This is a genomic window from Micromonospora trifolii (assembly GCF_022229005.1).
Lineage (GTDB): Bacteria > Actinomycetota > Actinomycetes > Mycobacteriales > Micromonosporaceae > Micromonospora > Micromonospora trifolii.
Genome location: NZ_JAKKFD010000034.1, coordinates 263,837 through 275,705 on the forward strand (window position 1 = coordinate 263,837; position 11,869 = coordinate 275,705).

Genomic DNA, 11,869 nt, shown 5'->3' on the forward strand with positions numbered 1-11,869 from the left:
CACGGAGCTACATCGGGCGGACGTTGTCCGCCTGCGGACCCTTCTGCCCCTGGGTCACCTCGAACTCGACCTTCTGGCCCTCGTTGAGCTCCCGGTAGCCGCTCGAAGCGATGGCGGAGTAGTGGACGAACACGTCCGGCCCTCCACCGTCCTGCTCGATGAAGCCGAAGCCCTTTTCCGAGTTGAACCACTTAACCGTGCCGGTTGCCATGCATCTCTCCCTGTTCAAAGCGGCTGACCCTCGGCCTCTGGCCGATGATCGCCCGTACCTGTTCGACAGTAACGGGCAAAACCCCGATCCGCTGGCCGAAGTGCCGTAGGTATTTGACTGAACTCGGGTGAACTCTGCGCGGCGGCATGTGAAACCCGCCCCGACCAACCGCCGCTGGGGCATGCTTGCGCCGATGAGCGATGCCGCAGCCGACGCGCTGACCGAACTGGAACGCGAGATCCACGCGCCCGGCGCCGGTCTGGACCGGCTCCGGTTGATGCCCACCCCGTTCGTCCCCGAGGTGCGGCTTCACCTGGCCGAGGACGCGATCGTCTGGTGGGCCCGGATGGAGGCCAACGCCGGACACACGCTGCCGGCGCCGTACTGGGCGTCCGCCTGGGCCGGCGGGCAGGCCCTCGCCCGCCACCTCCTCGACCACCCGGAACTGGCCGCCGGCCGCCGGGTGCTCGACCTCGCCGCCGGGTCCGGGCTGGTGGCCATCGCCGCCGCGCTGGCCGGCGCCGCGGAGGTGATCGCCAACGACATCGACCCGTACGCCGTCGCCGCCGTCACCCTCAACGCGCGGGCCAACCACGTCACCGTCGACGCCACCGGGGACGACCTGCTCGACAGCACCGAAGCGAAGGTCGATCTGGTCGTCGCCGGGGACGTCTTCTACGACCGCGCGATGGCCGACCGGATGCTGCCCTTCCTTCAGCGGGCCGCCGCCGCAGGGGCCGACGTGCTGGTCGGCGACCCCGGCCGCGGACACCTACCGGCGGACCGCCTGACCGTGCTGGCCGACTACCCGGTGCCCACCACCGAACCGTCAGTCGACTCGTCGCTCCGCCACGTGCAGGTGCTACGCCCCGCCTGAGGCGGACCCCGACTCAGGGGCGACCCCGAGGCGGATACCAGGGGTCACTCGGGGCTACGACCCGATGTCCGAAGTGGTGCCGCGGCCATAGCGTCAACGCATGACGCAATGGCTGGCCCAGATCGGAGAACTACCGATTCTGCTGCTGATGGGTGCGCTCGGGCTCGTCATGCTCTTCGACGCCGTACCGCTGCTGGGTGTCCTCGTCCCCGGCGACGTGGCGATCCTCGCCGCCGTCGGCGTCGGCCGCCCGAGCACCGGGCTGGCCACCTTCACCGCGGTGCTGATCGGTTGCCTGGCCGGCTGGTCGCTGAGCTTCCTGGTCGGCCGTCACTACTCCGACCGACTGCGCGACAGCCGCATCGGCGGCTGGATCGGCGAGAGCCGTTGGACAGCGGCCGAAGGAATCCTGCGCCGCGGCGGCGGCCGGATGATGGTGGTCGCGCCGTTCCTGCCGGTCTTCAACGCGCTGCTGCCACTGGCCGCCGGCGGGCTGCGGATGTCGTACCGTCGATTTCTCGGCTGCGCGACGCTCGGCGCGGCCGCCTGGGCCGGTCTCTACCTCGCCCTGGGCACCGCGTCACGGTCGGTGGCCGGGCTGCTGCCGGGCGACCCCAGCCCACTGCTGGTCACCATGGGGGTCGGGCTGGTGCTGGCTTCCGTCGCGTTGCTGGGGGCGCGGCGGCGGTTGTTCTCCGTCGTGGCCTGAGCTTGTCTTTGTTCTGGGGGGCTCTGGAGCCGGGTGCGGTGGGTGGGGGCGGGGGCCCGCCGTGCCCGGCTCCGGGCGGTCAGGCTTGATCCCTGCGCCGGGCACGGCGGGCCCCCGCCCCCGTCGTGGTTTCGGCTCGCGCACGGAGGTGCCGCCACCGTCAGTGGGTTTTGATCTTGGTGGTTCTTGGTCGACGTTGGGTCTTTTGGTTGGTGGTGGGTTACCAGCCTCTGGCTTTCCACTGGGGGAGGGCGGGGCGCTCGGTGCCCAGGGTGCTGTCCTTGCCGTGGCCCGGGTAGAACCAGGTGTCGTCCGGGAGCCTGTCGAACAGCTTGTGTTCGACGTCACCGATCAGCGCCGCGAAGCGCTCCGGGTCCTTGTCGGTGTTGCCCACCCCACCCGGGAAGAGACTGTCGCCGGTGAAGAGGTGCGGGGTGCCGGCCGGGTCGCGGTAGAGCAGCGCGATCGAACCCGGGGTGTGCCCCTTGATGTGGATGACCTCCAGCGCGCAGTCGCCGACCGCCACTGTGTCGCCGTCGGCCAGCCGCTCCGCCTCGATCGGCAGCCCCGCCGCGTCGTCGGCGTGCACCAGTGCCCGGGCGCCGGTCTTGGCGACGACCTCCTCCAGCGCCACCCAGTGATCCATGTGCTGGTGGGTCGTCACCACGGCGGTGAGCCCACCGGCACCGATCAGCTCGAGCAGCCGGGGTGCCTCGTTGGCGGCGTCGATCAGCACCTGGTCACCGGTGCCCGTGCAGCGCAGCAGGTAGGCGTTGTTGTCCATCGGACCCACCGACAGCTTGCTGATGGTCAGCCCGTCCAGCTCCCGAACCGCCGGTGCGCCGCCGTGCGTGACGTCTCCGCTGTATGTCATGACGTTTCTATATCCATTCCGGTGGAGTAGGCAGGGGACCGTCAGGGGTGACGGAGAGCAGGGCGCCGTCGGCGCGGCCGATCAGCCAGGCGGCGAGGTCGGGCGCGGGACCGGCGACGACCGGGGCGTCCACACCATGCCCGATCACCACCTCGTGCTCGCTGCCGTCGAGACGCAGCACCATCGACGGCGGTGTCGGCCCCGTGGCGTGATGACTGGCCGCCTCCCGCAGCAGACGGTGGGCGAACGTCTCGGACCAGTCAGCGGCCCGGTAGTCGGCGGCCAGATCAAGGTGGTGCACCTCGATCTCCCGCAGCCGGCCCCAGACGAGCAGCGCCGCCGGCCACGGGCCCTTACGCGCCTGCACCGTCGCCGCCCAGGCATCGGCCGGCATCGCCGCGACCGCCTCGGAGAACAGGTCCGCTGTGCGTCGCAGGTCGTCCAGGTGTGCGGCCGCTGGCCGGCCCGAACCGGATTCGATGTCCGCGGTGCGGGCGTCCAGTGAGGCGTACATCGGCAGCGCCTCCCCGGTGCGGGCCGCGGTGAGCAGGTTGACGAAGCCGTCGGCGTTGCGCGCCACATGCGCCAGCACGTGGCCGCGCGTCCAGCCCGGCAGCAGCGACGCGGCGGCCAGGTCCGCGGCGTCGAAAGAAGCGGCGGTACGCAGTAGTCGGCTGGTGGCCGCGTCCACCTCGCCCATCAGCAGCAGCGGATCCGTGGTCACCCGTCGACCCTAGCGGTCCGCCGTCGCGCCGTCGCCGGGGAAATCGCTTTCGGCGCGTCGGCGCGCGACCTACCGTCAGCGGCAGACGCGGCACCGGGACATCGGACGGAGGTGGTGATCATGCCGGACGTGGCACGCGTGTTCCGCCATCACCAGCTTCGACACCGATGAGGATGCCATGACGATCGATCTGACCGCCCTCGGCTGGGACGCCGAGCGGGCGGCGTACGCCGCGCGACGCGGCGAGCACCAGCCGGGTCGGGTGGCCCGGGTGGACCGGGGGGTCTGCACGGTGCTGACCGCAGTCGGCCCGGTCCGGGCCAGCCTGGGTGGGGCGGTGCTGACCGCCGCCGCGCGGGACCCGTCCGCGCTGCCCTGCGCCGGGGACTGGGTGCTGCTCATTCACTGGCCGGACCGCCGCCTCACCGTCGAGGCGGTGCTGCCCCGGCGAGGGGCGCTGATCCGGCGCACCGCAGGCAAGGACGCCAGCGGCCAGGTGCTGGCCGCCAACCTCGACGCCGCCGCCGTGGTGGAGCCGGTGCACCCCGAGCCGGACGTGGGCCGGATCGAGCGGCTGCTCTCCCTGGCCCACGAGTCCGGCGCCCGGCCACTCGTCGTACTGACCAAGGCGGACCTCGCGGCCGACCCGGCCGCGCTGGCCCGCCAGCTGGCCGACATCGCCCCCGGGGTGCCGGTGCTGCCGGTCAGCGCCGAACGAGGCCTCGGGCTGGAGCCGTTGCGCGCCGAGGTGACGCCCGGCCGCACGCTCGGCCTGCTCGGCCCGTCCGGTGCGGGCAAGTCGAGCCTGGTCAACGCCCTCGTCGGGGCGGTGATGATGCCCACCCAGGCGATCCGGCGCGTCGACGGCAAGGGTCGACACACCACCACCTGGCGGGCCCTCGTACCCGTCCCCGGTGGCGGTGCGGTGATCGACACGCCCGGTGTCCGGGCGGTCGGCCTGCTGGACGGCGCAACCGGCCTCGACCGGGCGTTCGCTGACATCGCCGGGCTGGCCGAGGGCTGCCGGTACGCCGACTGCGGCCACGACGGCGAGCCGGCCTGCGCGGTCCGGGAGGCGCTGCACGCCGGCGAGCTCTCCACCCGTCGATGGGAGAGCTGGCGGCGGCTGCAGGGTGAGGTGGCCCACGAGAGCCGACGCCGGGAGGCCCGGGTGGCGGCGGAACGGCGCGGCGGGTGGCGTTCGGCGCGGCGTCGGGCCGCGCGTCCGCCGACGCCCGGCGGCTACTGACCGGGCGCCCGTCGACGCGCGGGCGCCCGGGCTTGCGGGCGGCGCGGCCGACCGGGCTGAGCTGGGGGAATGTGCGGGCGAGGGAAACTGTCATACCTCGGGGCTAGAGTTGCCGAGGCGTGTTTTCCGCGCCCGCACGACCGCTCAAGACCACCCAGAGCGGGACAGATCCTTCGCTTCGTCTTCTCCCGGGAGTACACGCACCGTGGCCGACCGTCTGATCATCCGTGGCGCGCGCGAGCACAACCTGCGTGACGTCAGTCTCGACCTGCCCCGGGACGCACTCATCGTGTTCACCGGGCTGTCCGGGTCGGGCAAGTCGAGCCTGGCCTTCGACACGATCTTCGCTGAGGGGCAGCGCCGCTACGTCGAGTCGCTCTCGTCGTACGCCCGGCAGTTCCTCGGTCAGATGGACAAGCCAGACGTCGACTTCATCGAGGGTCTGAGCCCGGCCGTCTCGATCGACCAGAAATCCACCTCACGCAACCCGCGCTCGACCGTCGGCACCATCACCGAGGTCTACGACTACCTGCGTCTGCTCTACGCCCGCATCGGTGAGCCGCACTGCCCGGTCTGCGGTGAGCGCATCTCCCGGCAGAGCCCGCAGCAGATCGTCGACCGGGTCCTCGCCATGGCCGAGGGCACCAAGTTCATGGTGCTCGCCCCGGTGATCCGTGGCCGCAAGGGCGAATATGTCGACCTCTTCGCCGAGCTCCAGGCCAAGGGCTACGCCCGGGCCCGGGTCGACGGCGTGGTGCACCCGCTGACCGAGCCGCCGAAGCTCAAGAAGCAGGAGAAGCACACCATCGAGGTGGTGATCGACCGACTCACCGTCAAGCCGAGCGCCAAGCAACGCCTCACCGACTCGGTCGAGGCCGCCCTGGGCCTGTCCAGCGGCCTGGTCCTGCTCGACTTCGTCGACGTTCCCGAGGACGACCCGGACCGCGAGCGCCGCTACTCCGAGCACCTGGCCTGCCCCAATGACCACCCGCTCGCCATCGAGGATCTCGAGCCCCGGGTCTTCTCCTTCAACGCGCCCTACGGCGCCTGCCCGGAGTGCACCGGCCTGGGCACCAAGAAGGAGGTCGACCCGGAGCTGCTGGTCCCCGACCCGGAGCGCAGCCTGCGTGAGGGCGCCATCCAGCCCTGGTCCACCGGGCACAACCTGGAATACTTCCTGCGCCTGCTGGAGGCCCTCGGCGAGGCCCAGCACTTCGACATCGACACCCCGTGGCGGGCGTTGCCGGCGCGGGCGCAGAAGACGATCCTGCACGGCTCCGACGATCAGGTGCACGTGCGTTACCGCAACAAGTACGGCCGTGAGCGCTCCTACTACACCGGCTTCGAGGGCGTGGTGCAGTGGATCGAGCGCCGGCACTCCGACACCGAGTCCGAGTGGTCCCGCGACAAGTACGAGGGCTACATGCGCGACGTGCCGTGCGCGGCATGCGGTGGTGCCCGGCTCAAGCCCGAGGTGCTCGCGGTCACGTTGGCCGGCAAGAGCATCGCCGAGGTCTGCAACCTGTCGGTGGGCGAGTGCGCCGACCTGCTCGCCGGCATCGAGCTGACCGACCGGCAGAAGATGATCGCCGAGCGGGTCCTCAAGGAGATCAACGCCCGGCTGCGGTTCCTGCTCGACGTCGGCCTGGACTACCTCTCCCTGGACCGCCCGGCCGGCACGCTCTCCGGCGGTGAGGCACAGCGCATCCGGCTGGCCACCCAGATCGGCTCCGGCCTGGTGGGCGTGCTCTACGTGCTCGACGAGCCGTCGATCGGGCTGCACCAGCGCGACAACCACCGGCTCATCGAGACCCTGATCCGGCTGCGCGGGCTCGGCAACACGCTGATCGTGGTGGAGCACGACGAGGACACCATCCGCACCGCCGACTGGATCGTCGACATCGGGCCCGGCGCGGGTGAGCACGGCGGCAAGATCGTGCACAGCGGCTCGGTGCCGGCCCTGCTGAAGAACAAGGAGTCGATCACCGGGGCGTACCTGTCCGGTCGGCGGTCGATCCCGACGCCGACGGGCCGCCGCCCGCAGGACCCGGCCCGCGAGCTGGTGGTGCACGGGGCGCGGGAGCACAACCTGCGCAACCTGACCGTCGGGTTCCCGCTGGGCCAGCTGATCGCGGTCACCGGCGTCAGTGGCTCGGGCAAGTCCACGCTGGTCAACGACATCCTGTACGCGGTGCTGGCCAACCAGATCAACGGCGCCCGGCTGGTGCCCGGCCGGCACACCCGGGTCTCCGGGCTGGAGCACGTGGACAAGGTCGTCGGCGTGGACCAGTCGCCGATCGGCCGGACGCCGCGCTCTAACCCGGCCACCTACACCGGCGTCTGGGACCACGTCCGCAAGCTCTTCGCCGAGACCACCGAGGCGAAGGTGCGCGGGTACGGCCCGGGTCGGTTCTCGTTCAACGTCAAGGGCGGGCGCTGCGAGGCGTGCTCGGGTGACGGCACCATCAAGATCGAGATGAACTTCCTGCCCGACGTGTACGTCCCCTGCGAGGTCTGCAAGGGCGCCCGGTACAACCGGGAGACCCTGGAGGTGCACTACAAGGGCAAGACCGTCTCGGACGTCCTGGAGATGCCGATCGAGGAGGCCGCCGAGTTCTTCTCCGCCATCCCGGCCATCCACCGGCACCTGAAGACCCTTGTCGACGTCGGCCTGGGCTACGTCCGCCTCGGTCAGCCCGCGCCGACCCTCTCCGGTGGTGAGGCGCAGCGGGTCAAGCTCGCCTCCGAGCTGCAGAAGCGCTCCACCGGTCGGACGGTCTACGTGCTCGACGAGCCGACCACCGGTCTGCACTTCGAGGACATCCGCAAGCTGCTGATGGTGCTGGAAGGGCTTGTCGACAAGGGCAACACGGTGATCACCATCGAGCACAACCTCGACGTGATCAAGACCGCGGACTGGCTGATCGACATGGGTCCCGAGGGTGGCCACCGGGGCGGCACCGTGCTCGCCACCGGCACCCCCGAGGAGGTCGCCGAGGTGGCCGAGAGCCACACCGGCGAGTTCCTGCGCCAGGTGCTCAAGCTCGACGGCAAGGCCAAGGGTGCGGCTGCCGCCACCACCCGGGCCGCCAAGGCCAACGGCGTGACCAAGGCGCGGGCCAGCCGTAAGGTGCCGGCCGCCGCGCGCTGACCAATCTGTGCGTGTTCGAGGGGCGGGGCGGGTCGGTCGACGACCCGCCCCGCCGCATTTGCCGGGTCGGACGAGTGCCGCGATGAACCATCCGGCACAGTTGCCCGTGTGGAGAAGTGTGGCCGGCTTTCGACCGGCGCAGCGGGCTAGAGAGAGGCGAGGCATGAGTGACGATCAGGCGCTGACCGGTCCGGGTACGCAGACACGTCGTACCCTGCTCACCGGCGTCGGGGCGGTCGGCGCGGCCGTCGTGCTGGCTGCCTGCGGCAGCGACGACGGCGGCAGCGGCAGTGGCGCACCCACCAGTGGTGGTCCCGCCGTGCCCAGCACCGGTGACGCCGGCGGCGGCGACCGGCAGAATGCCCAGTCGCTGGCCACCACCGCCGACATCCCGGTCGGAGGCGGCAAGGTCCTCGCCGCCGAAGGTGTGGTCATCACCCAGCCCGCAGCGGGCCAGTTCAAGGGCTTCAGCCCGATCTGTACGCACCAGAACTGCCCGGTGACGAACGTCGACGGCGGCACCATCAACTGCACCTGCCACGGCAGCAAGTTCTCGATCGAGGACGGCTCGGTGAAGGCGGGCCCGGCCACCAAGCCGCTGCCGCCCAAGGAAATCAAGGTCACCGGCGACCAGATCTCGCTGGCCTGATCCGACGCGCGGCCGGCGGGCTGCCCCGGCCGCACGCCGGCCGGTCGGCCCGGTGTCGCAGGATCGACTCGCGTTTCGGGAAGTCGGGGTGTCAGCGGTGTGCCGACACCCCGACTTCCCGTAAGGCCGAGTGGATCACGCCTGCGGTGGGGTGTCGGTGCTGCGGACTAGGCTTGTTGGTGTGGCTGACCCCTCGACCTACCGCCCCGCACCCGGCACCATCCCGGAGCTACCGGGGGTCTACCGCTTTCGCGACGGCACCGGCCGGGTGATCTACGTCGGCAAGGCGCGAAATCTGCGCAGCCGACTCAACTCCTACTTCGGCGACGTCTGGAACCTGCACGAGCGCACCCGGCAGATGGTCACCACCGCCGAGTCGGTGGACTGGATCACCGTCGGCACCGAGGTCGAGGCGCTCCAGCAGGAGTTCACCTGGATCAAGCAGTACGATCCGCGGTTCAACGTCCGCTACCGCGACGACAAGTCGTACCCCTATCTCGCCGTCACCCTCGACGAGGAGTACCCGCGGCTCCAGGTGATGCGCGGCGCCAAGCGCAAGGGCGTGCGGTACTTCGGCCCCTACTCGCATGCCTGGGCCATCCGGGAGACCCTCGACCTGCTGCTGCGGGTGTTCCCCGCGCGGACGTGCTCCGCCGGGGTGTTCAAGCGGGCCGGCCAGGTCGGTCGCCCCTGCCTGCTGGGCTACATCGGCAAGTGCTCGGCGCCATGCGTGGGCACCGTCTCCGCCGACGAACACCGGGCGATCGTCGACGGGTTCTGCGACTTCATGGCCGGGCGCACCGACACCATGGTCCGCAAGATCGAACGCGAGATGACCGAGGCGAGCGAGCAGCTGGAGTTCGAGCGGGCCGCCCGGCTGCGCGACGACGTGGCCGCGCTGCGCCGGGCCATGGAGAAGCAGACAGTGGTGCTCGGCGACGGCACCGACGCCGACGTCGTCGCGTTCGCCGACGACCCGCTCGAGGCGGCCGTGCAGGTCTTCCACGTCCGCGACGGCCGGGTCCGCGGCCAGCGCGGCTGGGTGGTGGAGAAGACCGAGGACCTGACCACCGGGGACCTGGTGCACCACTTCTGCACCCAGGTGTACGGCGGCGAGCACGGCGAGGCCGACGTGCCTCGCGAACTGCTGGTCCCCGAGCTGCCCGCGGACGCCGACGCGCTGGCCGAATGGCTCTCCAACCACCGGGGCAGTCGGGTGTCGCTGCGGGTGCCGCAGCGTGGCGACAAACGCTCATTGATGGAGACGGTGGAGCGCAACGCCAAGGACGCGCTGGCCCGGCACAAGCTCAAGCGCTCCGGTGACCTGACCACCCGGGGCAAGGCACTGGACGAGATCAGCGAGGCGCTGGGCATGAGCACCTCGCCGCTGCGCATCGAGTGTTTCGACATCTCCCAGATCCAGGGCACCGACGTGGTCGCCAGCATGGTGGTCTTCGAGGACGGGTTGCCCCGCAAGAGCGAGTACCGGCGGTTCATCGTCCGGGGCGCCACCGACGACCTCTCCGCGATGTCCGAGGTGCTCCGTCGGCGCTTCGCCCGCTACCTGGACGCCCGGGCCGAGACGGGCGAGGTGGGCGTGGAGTCCGCCGACGACGCCGCCGCCCCCGAGGACGCGGTCGAGCCGCAGGTCGGCGTCCTGATCGATCCGACCACCGGCCGGCCCCGGAAATTCGCGTACCCGCCGCAGCTGGTGGTCGTCGACGGCGGTGCCCCACAGGTCGCGGCCGCCGCGCAGGCCCTCGCCGACCTGGGCATCGACGATGTGGCGCTGTGCGGGCTGGCCAAGCGGCTGGAGGAGGTATGGCTCCCGGACGACGAGTTCCCGGTCATCCTCCCGCGCACCTCCGAGGGGCTCTACCTGCTGCAACGGGTGCGCGACGAGGCCCACCGGTTCGCTATCACCTTCCATCGGCAGCGCCGCTCCAAGCGGATGACCGAGTCGGCGCTGGACCAGGTACCCGGGCTGGGCGAGGTGCGCCGCAAGGCGCTGCTGCGGCACTTCGGCTCGCTCAAGCGGCTGTCGGCCGCAACTGTCGAAGAGATCACCGAGGTGCCGGGGGTGGGGCGGCGCACCGCCGAGGCGATCCTGGCCGCCCTCGACAAGGACACGAAGGCCGGCGACGGCGCGGAGGCGAAGCCCAGCGCCTGAGCACCGCCCTCGCTCGCCTGGTCGGGAGGCGGCCGACCACCTCACGTTGGCTGTCCTCGCTCGCCCCTTGATGGGCGGTCGTGCCCCCATGATCGTGCTCGATCCTGGATGTAGTGGCCTCGAGGCGTCGGGAGGGGCCTGTTTCCTGGATTGAGCACGATCATGCGAGGCGCGAGGTTCCGTACGGCGGGTTTCCCCTGTCCCGGCCAGCTGTCCTGGCCAGCCACAGGACGCACTGCCCCCTGGCCGGTCCGGTCCGGTCCGGTCCGGTCCGGTCCGGTCCGGGCCGGTCCGCAGGACATCTCTGCCCCAAGAGTCGGTCCAGTCCACCACGATGCCCTGCCCCTGAGTCGGCCTGATCCGCGCCCACGCTCTGGCTCCGAGTGGGCCCGGTCAGGCCGCGTGAATGGCGCAGACCGGCATGATCGACTCGGCTTTCATGATGTCGGGGTATCCCCGGCACCCAGACCCCGCGATTTCCGTGAACCCGAGTCGATCACGCCGGCTTGTCCGCTATGACGGTTTGCGGGTGGGCGCTGACCGGCGTCTGGTCAATCCCGGCCCTGCCCCGAGTTCCGTGCCGCTCGGCAGCCCGCAGTGGCCCTCAGGTCGGGCCGAATCGCGCCAGATCTTGGGCCCCGCCCGCCCGCGCCCCGCCCGCCCGCGCCCCGCCCGCCCGCGCTCCGCCCCGCCCGCGCTCCGGACCGCCCCGCCCAGACCGCTCTGGCACCCGAAACGGCGCAGACCCGCATGATCGACTCGGCTTTCATGATGTCGGGTTGTCCCCGGCGCTCGGACACCGCGACTTTCAGGAACCCGAGTGGATCACGACGCCGTGGACGCCATGTCGGGTTCGCCAGATGGGCGGCGTGGGTGGTTGTCGGGTTTTGGCCTCAGGTGTCGGGTGGTCGGGGCCACCCCGACGGCGGAATCGGTGGCCGGGCCGGGTCGTTATACCTGGCAGACCACCGCAACAGCCCGGGTCATGGTCCGCCGGGCCCGCCGGACAGCCGCCCGGCCCTCCCGCCGGAAGCAGCCGCCGGGGAACATCCGGCAGGCCGCTCCGGTTACATCCCCCGCCCGGCCGAGCACCACAGGCCGGCCCCCGCGGTAGGCGGAATGACTCGCCACCGGCACCCGTTGCACCCTGTCCCGACGCCGACCCCCCAGCGCGGGTCACCGGGCAGAACCCCTCGAACTTCCCCCGCACAACCACAACCCCCTGCGGTTGTGTGGGCAGGCACCCCCGATGCAG

At 71.2% G+C, this 11,869-nt stretch carries 9 protein-coding genes; 6 read left to right on the forward strand and 3 right to left on the reverse strand.

From position 1 onward, the window contains the following. Positions 1–7 precede the first annotated feature (7 nt). Positions 8–211, reverse strand: a complete 204-nt coding sequence (locus NIE79_RS21475) for a cold-shock protein (protein WP_007462771.1) — start codon at positions 209–211, stop codon at positions 8–10. A 193-nt stretch (positions 212–404) separates the two neighbouring features. Here NIE79_RS21475 and NIE79_RS21480 point away from each other — a divergent pair, with 193 nt between their 5' ends. Then, on the forward strand, positions 405–1,088 hold the full coding sequence (locus NIE79_RS21480) for a class I SAM-dependent methyltransferase (RefSeq protein ID WP_308193201.1): 684 nt from the start codon (positions 405–407) through the stop codon (positions 1,086–1,088). Positions 1,089–1,188: 100 nt separating this feature from the next. Beyond that, entirely contained in the window at positions 1,189–1,797 is a 609-nt protein-coding gene (locus NIE79_RS21485) for a DedA family protein (protein WP_238680257.1), read from the forward strand. Positions 1,798–2,017: 220 nt separating this feature from the next. Here the strand turns inward: NIE79_RS21485 and NIE79_RS21490 are convergent, their stop codons facing one another. Both NIE79_RS21490 and NIE79_RS21495 read right to left on the reverse strand, forming a co-directional pair. Then, complete coding sequence (locus NIE79_RS21490; RefSeq protein ID WP_238680258.1) at positions 2,018–2,671, reverse strand: MBL fold metallo-hydrolase; 654 nt, start codon at positions 2,669–2,671, stop codon at positions 2,018–2,020. Between the two features lie 7 nt (positions 2,672–2,678). Further along, positions 2,679–3,395 carry a maleylpyruvate isomerase family mycothiol-dependent enzyme gene (locus tag NIE79_RS21495; protein WP_238680259.1) on the reverse strand — a complete coding sequence of 239 codons (717 nt, stop codon included), beginning with the start codon at positions 3,393–3,395 and terminating at the stop codon, positions 2,679–2,681. A 178-nt stretch (positions 3,396–3,573) separates the two neighbouring features. Between NIE79_RS21495 and rsgA the strand changes: the two genes are divergently transcribed. The 4 genes from rsgA to uvrC all read left to right on the forward strand — a co-directional run bounded on the left by rsgA (position 3,574) and on the right by uvrC (position 10,614). Further along, the gene (rsgA, locus tag NIE79_RS21500) at positions 3,574–4,644 is read left to right on the forward strand and encodes a ribosome small subunit-dependent GTPase A (protein WP_238680260.1); all 1,071 of its coding nucleotides are present in this window, start codon (positions 3,574–3,576) and stop codon (positions 4,642–4,644) included. A gap of 205 nt (positions 4,645–4,849) precedes the next feature. Then, positions 4,850–7,795, forward strand: a complete 2,946-nt coding sequence (gene uvrA, locus NIE79_RS21505; RefSeq protein WP_238680261.1) for an excinuclease ABC subunit UvrA — start codon at positions 4,850–4,852, stop codon at positions 7,793–7,795. Between the two features lie 163 nt (positions 7,796–7,958). Further along, entirely contained in the window at positions 7,959–8,444 is a 486-nt protein-coding gene (locus NIE79_RS21510) for a Rieske (2Fe-2S) protein (protein ID WP_238680262.1), read from the forward strand. Positions 8,445–8,625: 181 nt separating this feature from the next. Continuing rightward, entirely contained in the window at positions 8,626–10,614 is a 1,989-nt protein-coding gene (uvrC, locus tag NIE79_RS21515; RefSeq protein ID WP_238680263.1) for an excinuclease ABC subunit UvrC, read from the forward strand. The last annotated feature ends 1,255 nt before the right edge of the window (positions 10,615–11,869 follow it).